This window comes from Polaromonas sp. P1_G2, assembly GCF_056405515.1.
The window spans coordinates 20,113-36,103 of record NZ_JBFUBY010000002.1; the positions used below are offsets into that span (position 1 = coordinate 20,113).

The window sequence follows — 15,991 nt, forward strand, 5'->3', positions numbered from 1 at the left end:
AGGTTTAAACTAAATCCGTCAAGCGGGTTTTACCGCAAGGCGTGCAAGACTTTGTGACGGGAAGGCAAGTGGTGGACCGGGAGCCCGGCCCCGGGATTCAGGGTGCCTGGAAGGCAGCTGCCCGGTAAGTGAGCACCAGCGTATCGCGGAATCCGGCGCCAGGCTGGTCGTCCGCCGGCAGTATCGGCGTGGTCTCGTGGATCACCCGCGCATCGTCCAGCAGCAGCGCCGTCAGCGGCTCCCGCATCACAAATCGCACGCCATGCGGGCCGTTGGCATCGAACACCCGGGTCTCGCCGCCCTTCACGCCGTGGCGCGCCACCATCATCACCACCACAAAGTCCACACCGTCGCGGTGCGCGCCCTCCGGCGTCGGCCGGCCCACACCGCCCGCCGTGTCGATGCGGAACTGGTGAGCCTCGATGTGCCAGCGCTCGGCCGGCTGCACCTGGGCAAACAGCTTGCCCAGGCCGGCTATCAGGTCCGTCCACGCCGTGGCGCCCGCCACGGCAGGCTCCACAGGCTCGAACCAGCGCTCAAAGCCGCCGTGYAGCGCGTTGTAATCCGTCGGCTGCCAGTGCGCGCGGTGCGGCGTCTGTACCAGCGTGCCCGCGGCCAGCTCCTGCACAAAACACGAATGCCGGCGCTTGCGGTAATGCCCGCCGTCCTTCAGGTGGGCGTCCGGCGGCAGCCTGTCCCAGGAGGCCGTCAGTGCATTCCAGGCCGGCGCCCAGGCGGTACCCAGTTCCAGCGTGGCCGTCAGCTCGGCCGGGTTCAGCAGGCTCAGGCCGTCCTGGCTGAGCGCCTGGCGGGCCGACTTGGGGACAGTGGCGATATTGAACATAGGCCGCTATTTTGCTTGAGCCGCGCGGCCGGCCCTGCAGCCGCGGCCGGAAAACCCCGAGGCGGCAACAGGTGGAACCTGCCTACATACATGAGGATCAAAACTTTCCATAATGGCCTGTCTGTCCAACTTGAGGAGTTCTCCATGCTTTACAAATTCAAATCCAAAGACGCCGGCGATGTGATCATGCTCGAAGCCAACGGCCGCAAGGTCCTCGAAATCATCGGCAAAGACCCCGCCCCCAAGGGCATCATCCTGCCCGAACAGATGCCCGCCGCCATCGCCGCCCTGCAGGCCGCCATCGCGCACGAGGAAGCCCATGACGCCAATGCCGAAGACGGCGTCGTCCCCGGCGACGGCCTGGGCCTGCGCCAGCGCGCCGTGCCTTTTATCGACATGCTGCAGCGCAACCTCAAGTCCGGGCATGAGGTGGTCTGGGGCGTCTGACTACCGTAAGCGCGTCCGCCATCCATAAAAAAAGCCCTGGTGACAGGGCTTTTTCTTTTTGCTCGAAAAGGCGACTTGGGATCCTGTGATCCGCGGCCGGTGCTTTAAAAGTCAGTCACGCCCAGCCGCTTCAAGGCATCCTTCGCCGGCTCAAGGCCCTGCAGCGCCGCTTTTTTGTACCACTCGGCAGCAGCAGCCTTGTCTTGCGTGCCGCCCCATCCGTATTCATAGGCGTGGCCCACCTTGTACTGCGACTGCGCAAACCCCGACGTCGCCGCCGACAGGTAATAGGCAAAGGCCTTGCGCGGATCCGCCGGCTGGCCGTTGCCGTTTTCCAGCTGCGAGGCCACGTTGTGCGCGCCGCGCGCCAGGCCCGCTTCCGCCGCCCGCATAAACCAGTCAAACGAGGCTTTCACGTCTGGCCGCGTGCCCTGGCCCCGGTAATACATCACCGCCACATTGTTCATCGCATAGGGGTGGCCCTGCTCTGCGGCGCGCCGGTAGTTCTCAAAGGCCAGCGCGGGGTCGACCGCCGTGCCGATGCCGTTGTGCTGGTTCCACGCGAGGCTGGCCTGCGCCAGCACAAAACCCGCGTCCGCCGACTTGCGGTACCAGGTATTGGCCAGCTCGTGGTTCACCTCTACGCCCATCCCGTTGTTGTAAAGCATCGCCACGGCGTGCTGCGCGCGGGCATTGCCGCCATTGGCCAGGCGCAGCAGCTCTTCACGCGTGCCGGCGTTACCCTTGGAAGCCGCCTGGAACAGCGCCGCGACTTCAGGGTTCGGCAGCTGCGACAGCAGCCGCGCAAATGGGTTCGCCAGCGACACCGGCGCCGCTTTGACCGCATCGGTAGCGGCGGGCGCGCGGACCGCAGCGGGGGTTGCCGCAGCAGCGCCTGCCGCCGCAGCCATTTCCGTCTGCGCAGCCACATTGCGTTCAGCCGCCGTGCCGGCCAGCGGCTGCGCGGCAGCCGCCGCGGCGCCATTTGCACCCGCAGTGGGGAACAGCCGTGAAAGCGCCTGCGCCGCGCCCTGCTTCAGGCCCGCCGAGTCCGTCGTGGAGGCGGCAAATTTTTCAATGTACTGGCGCGTCGTGTCCGGGTTGCGTGAAAAGCGATGCGACACCACAAACGCATCCGCCGAGCGCTGCACCTGCCCCTGCGCCCCAAACACCTCTGCCAGGTTGGCCCAGGCCGCAGCCCGTGCCGGCGCCAGCGCCAGCGTGTAGCGCAGCTGCGCTTCCGCCTCGGTCAGCTTGCCCGCGCGGTACAGCATGTAGCCGTAGTTGTTGGCGATCTCCTGGTCCGAGGGATCGGCCCGCCGCGCCTTTTCAAAATCGGCCGCCGAATCGGCCATCTGGTCAGCCTTGAACTTTTCCAGCGCCGTGGTGTTCAGCCGCCGCGCGAGCTTGCGGTCGCCGCGAGCCGGGTAGGGCAGCTCTTCAATCTCCGTCTTCGCATCCCATACCGCATTGGCATCGCGGGATGCAGCGCCGGCGAGCATCTTGGTAACTTGGTCCAGGCGCGAAGTGATCTGGGCATTGGCTGGTGCGGCCGCCTGCGCAAAGACCGGCAGGCTGCTGAGCTGAAGTACGGCGGCCAAGACGCAGATAGCCGAAAAGTAGCCTGCACGGCGACGTGCTGCTTTGGTGTTCATGACGATCCTCCCTTTTGTTCGTGGGAGTTTATCTGCAAGGCGCCACGGTCCTTGGTCTGTGTCGGCGATGCGAGAAAAAGTGAGGCCCTGGACGCCGCACCACTAAGGCGCGACCCCATAAAGAACATCAGAACGCAGAACGTACTTTGTTCCTTGCTCGACGGTAGCGCCCTCGTGCCAGGTATCGTGGATAAAAAGCAGGGCGCGGCCGGTCCGGGGCAGGATTTTGAAGTCCCGGAAATCGGTTTCACCACCGATGAAGTTTTCGTTGAGGTAGACCAGGAAAGTCAGCCGACTGGTGAGGCCGCCCTCCATCCACGGGCCGTCCTTGTGCATCTTGAAGCGCTGCCCCGGCGAATACTTGTAGAAGCGGAGGTCCTTGGGCAGGCCTACAGCCTTCTGTCCTTCGAGCGTCGGCAGCGCAGCCGCCGCCAGGCCTTCCCACAAGCGCTGCACCCAGTGAGGCGATTCAAACAATGTGCGCTCGTTGTTACGCACCATGGGCATGGATCGCTGGCCCTCGGCAGTGCGCACACCCGCCGACTCGAATCCATGCGCATCAGCCAAAGCAATCAAGTCGGCACAGTCCGCCGCGGTAAGAAAGTGATCAATCGTGAAAACTCGCTCTGAATGGGTGGTCAGAAGCGACGGTGTAGTTCCGTTCATCCTCGAAGTATGCATTGTGGTCATACCAACCGGTTAAACCTCATCACTCCGGACATGGCGATTCCGAGATGTGCTGAAGGAGTGCTGCATCGGGAATCCATTCAGCTAGGAGCAACTGAAAGGAAGCCGGGTCGTATGTCGTTCGGCGCGCATCGCTCACGATGTAGCGATCGTAGTTCCATTCATCCCCTGCCCACCCCTCTTGAAGCGTGAAGCGACGGAACTCGAAATCCCAATACTCCCAAAGGGACCACGTCGAGTTCAGGTACCTTCTTTCGTCGCGAGGAACGCCAGGCTTCGCTACAGGCCGAATGCGCACAAAGCATCGCGTACCGCTCGGTTCAACCAGAACCTCGGCGGCGACGCTGTCGCCACGATTGAGGAACTCAAGCACGTGCTTCGGCAACATGTGCGGTCTAACGTTAGAGAGCACCCGCCTCTGGCAGGAATCGGCTGAAGCGAGGCTGCTCCAGGAGTGGTGCATACCGCTCCTTCCAGCTGGCATCAGGAAGTTTGGAACTCGGAGAAGAGAACTTGATTGCGGCATCGAGCTCAATCGCGGCTTGATCCAATGCCGCTTGATCAACGATTTCGTCGCCCGGGTACCACTCTAGTTCGCTGTCATGCTCGCCGGTGGCTTCAGTCACCCACCAATCAGCCTTTGACATGTACCAATAACTTGCAGGGCCTATCCCTTCGCGTATCAGTTCATCGGCGCGAGCGGCGTAGGCGCCTTTGGGCCAGTAGGACGTGATGTATAGCGCGTGGCGCAGGTCTAGCAAGAATTCGTCGCCCCACCGTTGGAATGCGCGTTTGGCAAGGTCAAAGCCATCCTCGTGCCGGGACGCCCAGTTATAGGCTCTTAGGAGGCAACGCGTTTCAGCGGCGGACAGGGCATCGGGTGTTCGTCCTTGCAGAAGCACATGAGAAGCCGCTTCGCCGATTCGCGCAGCCTCTGTCCCTGGGCCTTGATACGAGACGAAGAGCTCTTCGGCAATTTGCAATGGGCTCGTGCTGGGCATGTGTGGCCTAACGTGCGACGCAATGGATGGAGCGCGGGCTAGCCATGCACAACCTGCCCGACTATGAATGCCGCTAGTTCTTTGTAAACAGACTCAGGCCTGGAATCGTTTTCTACAAACCGAACCCTGCCCACGCGATAGTCGCATTTGAACTCTATGTTGGCTGCTTCCACGCCGGCGATCACCTGGCGCAACACCTCTTGTGAATTCAGCGCACCTTGGTTTGGACCAACTCCGGGAAGTACCTCGACGCCAGGCGAGCTATTTGGATCAGACGACAACTGCAATTGCAGCATGTTGTGTGTTGGCCCTGTGATACGGGTTGCAACCAGATACTCGCCGATCTGTTGAAAATTCACTATTTATCGTTCCAAAAAAATGAACTTAATCCACCTTCGCCCCAGAAGCCTTCACCACCTGCGCCCACTTCTTGTGCTCGGCATTGATAAAGGCCGTGAACTGTGCCGGCGTATTCCCGCCGGGGATCGCGCCTTGCGCGAGCAGTTTCTCCTTCATCGTCGGCGTGCCCAGCGCCTTGGCGGCTTCCTGCTGGATGCGGTTCACGATGTCGGGCGATGTGCCGGTGGGTGCGAGCAGGCCGAACCAGGAGCTGGCGTCATAGCCTTTTAGGGCCGGGCCGCCGGCTTGTTCTATGGTGGGCACGTCGGGCAGGGCGGCTGAGCGTTCTGAGCTGGTGACGGCCAAGGCTTTGAGTTTGCCGGACTTGATGAGCTGCATGGAAGAGGGCAGGTTGTCGAACATGACGTCCATGTCGCCGCCCACCAAAGCGAGTAGCGCGGGGCCGGAGCCGCTGTAGGGGAAATGCGTCATATAGGTGCCGCTCATGGTCTTGAACAGCTCGCCGGCCAGGTGAATGGAGGTGCCGTTGCCGCTGGAGGCCATGTTGAAGGTGCCGGGTTTTGCTTTGGCGGCGCGTATGAAGTCGGTGACGTTGTTGATGCCGGCGGCCTTGGCTTTTTCGGTGTTGACGACCATGACGTTGGGAACGCCCGCGACCAGCGTGATGGGCGCGAAGTCTTTTTGTGGGTCGTAGGCCATTTTCGAATACAGCGATTTGTTGATGCCGTGTGTGCCGACGGTGCCCATCAGCAGGGTGTAGCCGTCGGGCGTGGACTTGGCGACCACGTCGGCGCCTATGTTGCCACCGGCGCCGGCGCGGTTCTCGACGACAAAAGGCTGGCCGAAGGCTTTGGAGAGTTCAGGCGCCATGGCGCGGGCCAGGATGTCGGTGGTGCCGCCGGGCGCGAAGGGCACGACGATTTTGACGGGCCTGGCGGGCCAGCTGGCGCTTTGGGCCCAGGCCGAGGGCGTGGCCATGAAGGTGGTGAGGGCGGCCAGCGCGGTGGCCAGGAAAGCGCCGGAGCGACGGGAAAGAAAGGGTTTGCTGTTGTTGTTCAAGAGAGGCTCCAGGGGATGGCCGGCACGCGGCCGGGGGTCACTTGAAGATAGCGTGCGCAAGCGGGTGCTTCAAGAGGGTTTCAACCCAGCCGCCATAAAAAAAGCCGCCCGGCGCGAACCGGGCGGCTTGGCAATCAAAACGGGGAATGGATCAGTCGGCAAACTTGCCGGCGGCTTCGATCACGGGCTTGAGCTTGGCGATCTGGCCGACCACAAACGCCTTGTGGGCGGCGGGGTCGCCGCGGTTGTCGGTCACCACCACGGCGCCCAGGCCTTCCTGCTTCTTGATGAATTCGGGATCTTTCAGGGCCGCTTTGAGTGCGTTGTTGAGCTGGGTCAGCACGGCCGGGGGCGTGCCCTTGGGTGCGTAGAGGCCGTGCCAGACGGTCAGGTCGAAGCCCTTGAGGCCCATGTCCTGCAGCGTCGGGTAGTCTTTGAGCAGCTTGTTGTTCGACAGCGGCTTGGCGGTGGTCACGGCAAAGGCCTTGACGCGGCCGGCTTCGATCTGGCCGGTGGTGTTGGTGGTCTGGTCGCACATCATGTCGACCTGGCCGCCGACCAGCGCATTCATGGCCGGGGCGGTGCCGCCGAAGGGGATGGTGGTCATCGCGTCTTTGGCGTTGATGGCCGCCTGCCACATCAGGCCGCACAGGTGCGAAGCCGAGCCCAGGCCGGCGTGGGCGATGTTGAGCTTGCCGGAATTGGCGCGGATGTAGTTCTCGAAGTCGCGGTAGTTGTTGGCGGCCAGCTGCGGCTTGCCGATGATTGTCATGGGCACTTCGTTGACCATGCCGAGGAACTCAAAATCCTCGGGCACCTWGTAAGGCAGCTTGCGGTACAGGCCCGTCGCGGCGGCCATGCCGATGTGGTGTACCAGCAGGGTGTGGCCGTCAGGGGTGGCGCGCGCCACCTTGGCCGCGCCTATGGTGCCGCCGGCGCCGTTGACGTTTTCAACAACGAAGTTGGCGCTGCCGCCCATGGCTTTGCGCATGGCTTCAGCGAGGTCGCGCGCGACGCGGTCTGTGGGGCCGCCGGCCGCGAAGGGCACCACAAGGCTGATGGGTTTGGAGCCGGGGAAGGCGGGGGCTTGCGCGTGGGCGGCAAACATGGCCGTCGCGGCGGCGGCGAGGATTAACAGGCGTTTCATGAGCGTCTCCTAGTATTGAACGCGCCAAGTTTACGGTCCCCTTACGGCGTAAACATCGCGGGAACTACGTAAGGGCTATCCCCTTTATGAACCCGTCTTTCCGGGTTTAAGGAAACGTCAAGAACCGTTAGGAAGCACTGTTTATGCGGCCTTTCAGGCTACTTTTACTTGTAACTCCGAGCGTCCTCAATAACCTTTCCGTCGTTGGGGAGACTGCCGGGCGCGACCAGCTGCACCGTGCCGCGCAGCTTGGTGACATCGCGTATGGCTTCCCCTATGCGCTGGTCCAATCCGTCGGGGGTGGATGAGGCCTCAGCCTGGAAGTGCATGCTGTCGTTGGCCATTTCGCCGCTGACCACCAGCCTGGCCTTGAGCACTTCAGGAAAACGTTTCGCGATGTCGGCGACCTGGCCCGGGTGCACAAACATGCCGCGCACCTTGACGGTCTGGTCGGCCCGGCCCATCCAGCCTTTGATGCGCGTGTTGGTGCGCCCGCTCGGGCAGTGGCCCGGCAGCACGGCCGAGAGGTCGCCGGTGCCGAAGCGGATCAGCGGGTAGTCGGGGTTCAGCGTGGTGACCACGAGCTCGCCGACCTCGCCTTCGGCGACCGGGTCGCCGGTGCCGGGGCGCACGATTTCCACGATCACGCCTTCGTCCAGTACCAGGCCTTCGCGGGCCTCGGTTTCATAGGCGATCAGCCCGAGGTCGGCCGAGGCATAGCACTGGTAGGCGGCGATGCCGTGCTCGGCGAACCAGTCGCGCAGGCTGGGCGGGCAGGCCTCGCCCGAGACCATGGCTCGGGTCACGCTGGGCAGCCCCACCTTCATCTCGGCGGCCTTGTCGACAATGATTTTGAGGAAGCTGGGCGTGCCGACATAACCGGCGGGCTTGAGCTCGGCCATGGCCTGCACCTGCTGCTCGGTCTGCCCGGTGCCGCCCGGAAACACCGTGCAGCCCAGCGCATGGGCGCCGCTTTCCATCATGGTGCCGGCGGGCACGAAGTGGTAGCTGAAGCAGTTGTGCACCAGCTGCCCGGGCCTGAAGCCGGCGGCGTGCAGCGCGCGCGCCATGCGCCAGTAGTCCTTGCGCGTGCTGTCGGGTTCGTAAATCGTGCCGGGGCTGGCGAACACGCGCGGCATCGCGGCGCCATAGCGCAGCGCGCTGAAGCCGCCGAAGGGGTCGCCGCCCGCCTCGCGCGAAGCCTGCTGGCGCTCGAGCAATTCGTACTTGCGCGTGACGGGCAGGCGCGCCAGCGCGGCGCGCGAGCTGACGGCCGCGCCGCTCACGCCTTTGAGGATGCCGGCAAAAGCCGGCGCGTGCGACTGCGCGTGCGCGATCTGCTGCGGCAGCGCGGCCAGCTGGGCGGCCTCGCGGCTGGCATGCGGCCGGTGTTCCAGGGTGTCGAAGAAATTGCTCATGTCCCTATCCCCCTCAGGCCAGCCAACGCTTGCGGCGCTTGTAGCTCTTGACGTCCTTGAAACTCTTGCGCTCGCCGCCGCCCACGCCAAGGTAGAACTCTTTCACGTCCTCGTTGTTGGCCAGGTCGGCGGCCGCGCCGTCCATCACCACGCGGCCGCTTTCCATGATGTAGCCGTAGTCGGCGTACTTCAGCGCCATATTGGTGTTCTGCTCGGCCAGCAGGAAGGTGACCTGCTCCTTCTGGTTCAGGTCTTTCACGATGTTGAAGACCTCCTCGACGATCTGCGGCGCCAGGCCCATGGAGGGCTCGTCCAGCAGCACCATGGACGGGCTGGCCATCAGGGCCCGGCCGATGGCGCACATCTGCTGCTCGCCGCCCGACGTATAAGCCGCCTGCGAAGTACTCCGGGTTTTCAGGCGCGGAAAGTAGTTGTAGACTTTCTCGAGGTTGGCGGCCACTTCGGCCTTGCTGCTGCGCGTGTAGGCACCGGTCAGCAGGTTTTCTTCGATGGTCAGGTGGGCGAAGCAGTGGCGCCCTTCCATCACCTGCACCACGCCGCGCTGCACCAGGTCGGCCGGCGAGAGGTTCTCGATGCGCTCGCCGCGCAGCTCGATGGAGCCCTTGGTGACCGCGCCGCGCTCGCCCTGCAGCAGGTTGGAGACGGCGCGCAGGGTTGTGGTTTTTCCCGCGCCGTTGCCGCCCAGGATGGCGACGATTTTTCCTTGCGGCACCTGCAGGGAAACGCCTTTGAGCACCAGGATCACATGGTTGTAGATGACCTCGATGCCGTTGACGTTGAGAATGATGTTAGGTGTGTCCATATTTTTTCCTGACCAATCTTGAGGGCTGCCGGTAAGGGCAGCCCTCAAGGCTGGCGGCTCGCGAGAGCCGCGCCCCTCCCGCCTGGCGGGAGGGGTTGGGGCGGGTGCCGTCAGTACCTGGCAAAGCCAGCTGAGCGGCTACGCCGCTCAAGACTGGCAGTCGGCCGGGGTGCGCGGCGCCAGCTTCTTCTCGGCGGCGTACTTGGCGGCGTTGGCCTTGACCATGGGCTTGATGATCTGCTCGTCACCCTGCATCCAGTCGCTGCTGATCTTCCAGGCCTTGCCGTCCCAGGTCGATATGCGAGCCCAGGTGGCGCCCATGTGGTCCTGGCAGGAAGTGCTGATGGGGCGCAGCACGCCGCTGAAGCCCAGTGCATCCAGCTTGGCCTGGGTGAGGTTCAGGTTCTCCAGACCCCAGCGCACCTGCTCGCCGGTCATGACCTTGCCTTTGCCGAAGCGCTCCTGGGCGGCGCGTATGCCTTCGACGGTGAGCATGGCGCTCATGGCGCCGCGCAGCCACAGTACCTGGCCTACCTCTTCCTTGGGGCCTGTGCCCTGGCCCTTGGCGTGCAGGCTGCTCAGGGTTTCCTTGACCACCTTGGCGTCGAAGTCCGAGCTGTTTTGCAGTGCCACGGCGTTGTAGCCCTTGGCGCCGTCACCCACGTCGCGCACATCGGGTTCGGCGCCCGACCACCACACGCCGTACATCTTCTCGCGCGGGTAGCCGGTGGCCTGGGCTTCCTTGAGCGCGGTGGAGTTCATCACGCCGAAGCCCCACAAGATGGTGTAGTCGGGGCGCGACTGGCGCACCTGCAGCCAGGTGGCCTTTTGTTCCACGCCGGGGGCCGTCACCGGCAGCTCGATCAGCTGGAAGCCGTGCGCCCTGGCACGCTCCTGCAGGATGGGCAGCGACTCCTTGCCGAAGGGGCTGTCGTGGTAGACCAGCGCGATCTTCTTGCCCTTGAGCTTGTCGAGCCCGCCTTCCTTCTTGCCGATGGCCTGGATGATCACGTCGCCGGCCACCCAGTAGTTGCCTGCCAGCGGGAAATTCCATTTGAACACCGTGCCATCGGCGCTTTCGCTGCGGCCATAGCCCAGGGTCACCAGCGGGATCTTGTCGGTCGGGGCTTTTTCCGTGATGGCGAAGGTGGCGCCTGTCGACCAGGGCTGGATCACGGCGGCGCCGCCGTTGTTGCCCTTGAGGCGCTCATAGCACTCCACGCTGCGCGCGGTGTCGTAGCCGGTTTCGCACTCCTCGACCAGAAGTTTCACGCCATTGATGCCGCCGCGCGCGTTGGTGAGCCTGTAGTAGTCGACGATGCCGTTGGCGATAGGCGTGCCGTTAGGCGCATACGGGCCGGTGCGGTAGGACAGCACCGGCATGTACTGCTGCTTGGCCTGGGCGAAGGCCGTACCGCCGAGCAGCGCGGTGGCACTGGTGGCCACGACGGCCGCGGCTAGAACGAGTTGGCGAATCTTCATGAACTTCTCCTGTGGGTGTTAAAGGAACGACGTTGTCAGTAAACATTGCGGAGCCGGCCGGCGCATCGGGACTAGCGAGCATATGGGGCGGCTTGGTGCGTGCACGTGCGGCTCTCTCAATGGGGGAAGGGCCATAGGCGCAGCTTTTGCTTGGCGGTGGACCAGAGCTTGGCCAGCCCGTGCGGCTCGACAATCAGGAACCATACGATCAGGCCGCCGAAGACCATCAGCTCGGCATGCGAGGCGGCTGTGGTGGTGATCTCGACACCGGCCATGGAGGCCAGCAGCGGCAGCAAGCGGCTGAGCGCGATCGGCAGGATCACGATGAAGGCGGCGCCGAAGAAGCTGCCCATGATGGATCCCATGCCGCCGATGATCACCATGAACAGCAGCTTGAAGGACAGGTCCACCGAGAAGGCGCCCGGCTCCCAGGCACCCAGGTAGAAGAATGCCCAGAGTGCGCCGGCCACGCCGATGATGAAGGAGCTGACCGCGAAGGCACTGAGCTTGGCGTACATGGGGCGTATGCCGATCACGGCGGCCGCCACGTCCATGTCGCGTATGGCCATCCACTCGCGGCCTATGGCGCCGCGCACGAGGTTCTTGGCCGCAAGGCTCAACACACACAGCACGCTGAGGCAGAACAGGTACTTGCTCACATCACTTTCCAGCGGCAGGCCGAAGACCTGCAGGTTGGACACGGCCACCGAGCCTGAGGCGTTGTCCAGCGTGAACCACTTGATGCGCAAAAACATCCAGTCCGCGAAGAACTGCGCCGCCAGCGTGGCCACGGCCAGGTACAGGCCCTTGACGCGCAGGCTGGGCAGGCCGAAAAGGATGCCGAATACCGTGGCGCACAGGCCGCCCAAAATCAAGGTGACGATCAGCGGCATGCCGGGGATACGGGCGAAAAAGTTGTAGGCGCCGTAAGCACCCACCGCCATGAAGGCCCCCGAGCCCAACGAGATCTGGCCGCAGTAGCCGGCCAGGATATTCACGCCCAGCGCCGCCAGCGACATGATCACAAAAGGCATGAGGATGGCGCGGAACAGGTAGTCGCTGGCCATGGCGGGCACGGCGATGAAGGCGACGGCCAGCAGGGCCAGCATGACGATGCGATCCTGCGCGATCGGAAATATCTGCTGGTCGGCGCGATAGCTGGTCTTGAACTGGCCGTTTTCTCTGTAGAACATAAAGGTGAACCGGTGTTAGATCGAGATAAACGAAGTTTTGCGTACGGGTGCGCCCCATTCAGCAGGGGCCGCGGAACCGGCTTTGCCGGGCCGCAGGCGCAGCGGCCCCCCCGGGGGGCAGCGCATTACACGGAGCCGAAGGCGAAGTGAAAAGCGTGGGGGCTTCATATCTAGACGCGATCGATGATTTTTTCACCGAACAGGCCCTGTGGCCTGAACAGCAAAAACACCAGCGCCAGTACATACGAGAACCAGATCTCTATGCCGCCGCCCACAAAGGGGCCCAGGTAGACCTCGGAGAGCTTCTCGCCCACGCCTATGATCAGCCCGCCGATGATGGCTCCGGGCACCGAGGTGAGGCCGCCCAGGATCACCACCGGCAAGGCGCGCAGGGCCACGGTGGTCAACGAGAACTGAACACCCAGCTTGCTGCCCCAGATCATCCCGGCCACCAGCGCCACCACACCGGCCACGCACCAGACGATGACCCAGATGCGGTTGAGCGGTATGCCTATGGATTGCGCGGCCTGGTGGTCGTCGGCCACGGCGCGCAGGGCGCGCCCGGTGGCGGTCTTCTGGAAGAAGATGCTGAGCGCGGCCACCAGCGCGGCGGCAATGGCGGCTGCGATCACGTCTTCCTTGTTGATCAGCACGCCACCCTGGTAAACCGACTCCAGCACAAAGACCGGGTCTTTGGGCATGCCGATGTCTATCTTGTAGATATCGCTGCCGAACATGGCCTGGCCCAGGCCTTCCATGAAGTAGGTGATGCCCAGCGTGGCCATCAGCAGGGTGGCGCCGTCCTGGTTGACCAGGTGGCGCAGCACCAGGCGCTCTATGACCCAGGCCACCACAAACATGATGGCGCCGGCGATCACAAAGGCCGCGACGTTGGCCAGCAGCAGGCTGTTGATGCCTGTCCACCGCGGAATCCATTCCGAAAAGCGCGCCATGGCCAAGGCGGCAAACAGCACCATCGCGCCCTGCGCGAAATTGAAGACGCCGGAAGCCTTGAAGATCAGCACAAAGCCCAGCGCCACCAGCGAATACAGCATGCCGGCCATCAGGCCGCCAAGCAAAGTTTCCAAGAAGAAAGCCATCTTTTTAATCCTGCCGCTTTAATGACTGGTGCCGAGGTAAGCCCGGATCACGTCTTCGTTGTTGCGTACTTCGTCGGGGGTGCCGTCGCCGATTTTTTTGCCGTAGTCGAGCACCACCACGCGGTCGGAGATGTCCATCACCACGCCCATGTCGTGCTCGATCAATACCACGGTGGTCCCGAACTCGTCGTTGACGTCGAGTACAAAGCGGCACATGTCCTGTTTTTCCTCGACGTTCATGCCGGCCATGGGTTCGTCGAGCAGCAGCACCTGCGGCTCCATGGCCAGGGCGCGGCCCAGGTCCACGCGTTTTTGCAGGCCGTAGGGGAGCTGGCCGACGGGCGTCTTGCGGTAGGCCTGGATTTCCAGGAAGTCGATGATTTTTTCAACCGCCTCGCGGTGCATGATTTCTTCTTTTTCGGCCGGGCCTATGCGCAGCGCCTGCAGCAGCAGATTGCTTTTGATCTTCAGGTTGCGGCCCGACATGATGTTGTCGAGCACGCTCATGCCCTTGAACAGCGCCAGGTTCTGGAAGGTGCGCGCCACGCCCATCACCGCCACCTGGTGGCTGTTCATGTGCTTGAAGGTTTGGCCGCGGAAGGTGATGGAGCCCTGCTGCGGCGCATAGACGCCGTTGATGCAGTTGAGCATGGAGCTTTTGCCGGCGCCGTTGGGGCCGATGATGGCGCGGATCTCGTGCTCTTTGACATTGAAGGAGATGTCCGACAGGGCCTTGACGCCGCCGAAATTGAGGGTGATGTTCTTGACGTCAAGAATGACGTCACCGATTTTTTTAGACATCAGGCGGCCGCTTTCACAGGTGCAAAAGTCTGGGCGTCGCTGATCTTCAGCGTCGCGCTCACGCTGCCGCTGCGGCCGTCTTCGAATTTCACGACGGTTTCGATGAACTGCTCGGTTTTTCCGCCGTAGAGCGCGTCGATCAGCGGCTGGTATTTTTCGGCGATGAAGCCGCGCCGCACCTTGTTGGTCCGGGTGAGCTCGCCGTCGTCGGCGTCCAGTTCCTTGTGCAGCACCAGGAAGCGGCTGATCTGCGAACCGGCCAGCAGGGCGTCCACGCTGAGGTCGGCGTTGACTTTCTCGACGCATTCCTGGATGAGCTGGTAGACCTCGGGCTTCTGCGCCAGGTCGGTGTAGCCGGCATAGGGCAGGTTGCGGCGCTCGGCCCAGTTGCCGACGGCGTCGAAGTCGATGTTGAGCATCACGCAGACCTGGTCGCGGCCGTCGCCGTAGGCCACGACTTCCTTGATGTGCGGGAAGAACTTGAGCTTGTTCTCCACATACTTGGGCGCGAACATCGCGCCGTCGTTGGCGCCGCCCTTGATGCGGCCCACGTCCTTGACGCGGTCGATGATCTTGAGGTGGCCGCCGGCGTCGATAAAGCCCGCGTCGCTGGTGTGATACCAGCCGTCGGCACTCAGCACCTCGGCCGTCGCCGTGGGGTTTTTGTAATATTCCTTGAGCAGGCCGGCGGACTTGACGAGGATCTCGCCGTTCTCGGCCACCTTGATTTGCACGCCGCTGATCGGCACCCCTACCGTGTCGGCGCGCGCCTCGTTGTCCGGCTGCAGGCAGACAAACACGGCGGTCTCTGTCGAGCCATACAGCTGTTTGAGGTTGATGCCGATGGAGCGGTAAAAGGTGAAAAGGTCGGGACCTATGGCCTCGCCGGCGGTATACGCCACGCGCACGCGCGAAAAACCCAGGGTGTTGCGCAGCGGGCCGTAGACCATCACGCTGCCCAGCGCATACAGCAACCGGTCCATGGCGACTACAGGTTTGCCGTCCATCAGGGCCGGGCCGGCGCGTTTGGCCACCTCCATGAAATAGTTGAACATGCCGCGCTTGAGGCGGCCCGCGTCTTCCATGCGGATCATCACGGTGGTCAGCAGGCTTTCGAAGATCCGCGGCGGCGCAAAGTAATAGGTCGGGCCGACTTCCTTCAGGTCTATGGTCACCGTGCTGGCGCTTTCGGGGCAGTTGACGACGTAGCCGCAGGCCAGCCACTGGGCATAGCTGAAGATGTTCTGGCCGACCCAGGCGGGCGGCAGGTAGGCCAGCACTTCCTCGCCGGAGGTGAGTTTGTCGAAATCGGCGCCGGCCTTGGCGCGGTCCAGCAGGGTGTTGTGTGTGTGGACCACGCCCTTGGGGTTGCCCGTGGTGCCCGAGGTGAAAAACATCGCGGCCACGTCGTCCGGCTTCGCTTTTTCGACTTCGGCCCTGAAGAAATTTGGTTGGCCGGCGGAAAAGCCGCGGCCCGTGTCCAGCAGCGCATCGAGCGACTGCAGGCCGGCCTCGGCATAGTTGCGCAGGCCGCGCGGGTCGTCATAAACGATCTGGTCCAGTTGCGGGCACTGGCTGCGGATCTCGAGCAGCTTGTCGACCTGCTCCTGGTCTTCCACCAGCGCGAAGCGCACGTCGGCATTGTTGATGGGGAAGATGCATTCGGCGCCCACGGCGTCCTGGTAGAGCGGGATCGGAATGGCGCCCAGCGCCTGCGCGGCCAGCATGGTGGCGTACAGCCGCGGCCGGTTGGCGCCGATGATGACCATGTGCTCGCCGCGCCGCAGGCCCAGCTGGTGCAGGCCGCAGGCGATGTGCTCGACCAGCTGCGCCATGCCGGCCCAGCTGTGCGCCTGCCAGATGCCGTACTCTTTTTCGCGCATGGCGGCGGCGCCGGGGCGCTCGGACGCATGTTTGAGCAGCAATCGTGGGAACGTGGTCTGCATTCGCTTCTTGTCTCCGTTATGTGCGTTT

16 protein-coding genes are annotated in these 15,991 nt (G+C 63.4%); 1 reads left to right on the forward strand and 15 read right to left on the reverse strand.

The annotated features are described in order from the left end of the window. Nucleotides 1-97: 97 nt before the first annotated feature. On the reverse strand, nucleotides 98-844 hold the full coding sequence (locus AC1D0P_RS00490; RefSeq protein ID WP_477674873.1) for a 2OG-Fe dioxygenase family protein: 747 nt from the start codon (nucleotides 842-844) through the stop codon (nucleotides 98-100). 144 nt (nucleotides 845-988) lie between these two features. Between AC1D0P_RS00490 and AC1D0P_RS00495 the strand changes: the two genes are divergently transcribed. Next, entirely contained in the window at nucleotides 989-1,291 is a 303-nt protein-coding gene (locus tag AC1D0P_RS00495) for a DUF1840 domain-containing protein (protein WP_436156923.1), read from the forward strand. Between the two features lie 104 nt (nucleotides 1,292-1,395). Here the strand turns inward: AC1D0P_RS00495 and AC1D0P_RS00500 are convergent, their stop codons facing one another. From AC1D0P_RS00500 to AC1D0P_RS00565, 14 genes are all read right to left on the reverse strand, one after another. Next, nucleotides 1,396-2,946: a tetratricopeptide repeat protein gene (locus tag AC1D0P_RS00500; RefSeq protein WP_477674874.1), complete on the reverse strand. Its 1,551-nt coding sequence runs from the start codon at nucleotides 2,944-2,946 to the stop codon at nucleotides 1,396-1,398. Between the two features lie 102 nt (nucleotides 2,947-3,048). Beyond that, nucleotides 3,049-3,612, reverse strand: a complete 564-nt coding sequence (locus AC1D0P_RS00505; RefSeq protein WP_477674875.1) for a 2OG-Fe(II) oxygenase — start codon at nucleotides 3,610-3,612, stop codon at nucleotides 3,049-3,051. Nucleotides 3,613-3,655: 43 nt separating this feature from the next. After that, entirely contained in the window at nucleotides 3,656-4,021 is a 366-nt protein-coding gene (locus tag AC1D0P_RS00510; protein ID WP_477674876.1) for a hypothetical protein, read from the reverse strand. Nucleotides 4,022-4,034: 13 nt separating this feature from the next. Then, nucleotides 4,035-4,634 carry a hypothetical protein gene (locus AC1D0P_RS00515; protein ID WP_477674877.1) on the reverse strand — a complete coding sequence of 200 codons (600 nt, stop codon included), beginning with the start codon at nucleotides 4,632-4,634 and terminating at the stop codon, nucleotides 4,035-4,037. A 38-nt stretch (nucleotides 4,635-4,672) separates the two neighbouring features. Further along, nucleotides 4,673-4,993, reverse strand: coding sequence for a hypothetical protein (locus AC1D0P_RS00520; RefSeq protein WP_477674878.1), 321 nt, complete (start codon nucleotides 4,991-4,993; stop codon nucleotides 4,673-4,675). A gap of 25 nt (nucleotides 4,994-5,018) precedes the next feature. Next, nucleotides 5,019-5,972 (reverse strand): Bug family tripartite tricarboxylate transporter substrate binding protein, encoded by a 954-nt coding sequence (locus AC1D0P_RS00525; RefSeq protein WP_477674901.1) that lies wholly within the window; start codon nucleotides 5,970-5,972, stop codon nucleotides 5,019-5,021. Between the two features lie 232 nt (nucleotides 5,973-6,204). Then, a complete protein-coding gene (locus AC1D0P_RS00530; protein ID WP_477674879.1) occupies nucleotides 6,205-7,200 on the reverse strand; it encodes a tripartite tricarboxylate transporter substrate-binding protein in 996 nt (331 codons plus the stop codon). Between the two features lie 164 nt (nucleotides 7,201-7,364). Further along, on the reverse strand, nucleotides 7,365-8,618 hold the full coding sequence (locus AC1D0P_RS00535; RefSeq protein WP_477674880.1) for a phenylacetate--CoA ligase family protein: 1,254 nt from the start codon (nucleotides 8,616-8,618) through the stop codon (nucleotides 7,365-7,367). Nucleotides 8,619-8,631: 13 nt separating this feature from the next. Then, a complete protein-coding gene (locus tag AC1D0P_RS00540; RefSeq protein ID WP_477674881.1) occupies nucleotides 8,632-9,441 on the reverse strand; it encodes an ABC transporter ATP-binding protein in 810 nt (269 codons plus the stop codon). A 147-nt stretch (nucleotides 9,442-9,588) separates the two neighbouring features. Beyond that, complete coding sequence (locus tag AC1D0P_RS00545; protein WP_477674882.1) at nucleotides 9,589-10,923, reverse strand: ABC transporter substrate-binding protein; 1,335 nt, start codon at nucleotides 10,921-10,923, stop codon at nucleotides 9,589-9,591. Between the two features lie 116 nt (nucleotides 10,924-11,039). Beyond that, nucleotides 11,040-12,116: a branched-chain amino acid ABC transporter permease gene (locus AC1D0P_RS00550; RefSeq protein WP_477653800.1), complete on the reverse strand. Its 1,077-nt coding sequence runs from the start codon at nucleotides 12,114-12,116 to the stop codon at nucleotides 11,040-11,042. Between the two features lie 170 nt (nucleotides 12,117-12,286). Further along, nucleotides 12,287-13,216, reverse strand: a complete 930-nt coding sequence (locus AC1D0P_RS00555; protein ID WP_477674883.1) for a branched-chain amino acid ABC transporter permease — start codon at nucleotides 13,214-13,216, stop codon at nucleotides 12,287-12,289. A gap of 18 nt (nucleotides 13,217-13,234) precedes the next feature. Continuing rightward, nucleotides 13,235-14,020, reverse strand: coding sequence for an ABC transporter ATP-binding protein (locus tag AC1D0P_RS00560; RefSeq protein WP_477674902.1), 786 nt, complete (start codon nucleotides 14,018-14,020; stop codon nucleotides 13,235-13,237). Continuing rightward, nucleotides 14,017-15,963 carry an AMP-dependent synthetase/ligase gene (locus AC1D0P_RS00565; RefSeq protein WP_477674884.1) on the reverse strand — a complete coding sequence of 649 codons (1,947 nt, stop codon included), beginning with the start codon at nucleotides 15,961-15,963 and terminating at the stop codon, nucleotides 14,017-14,019. The genes AC1D0P_RS00560 and AC1D0P_RS00565 overlap by 4 nt, the downstream gene beginning before the upstream one ends. Nucleotides 15,964-15,991 lie beyond the last annotated feature (28 nt).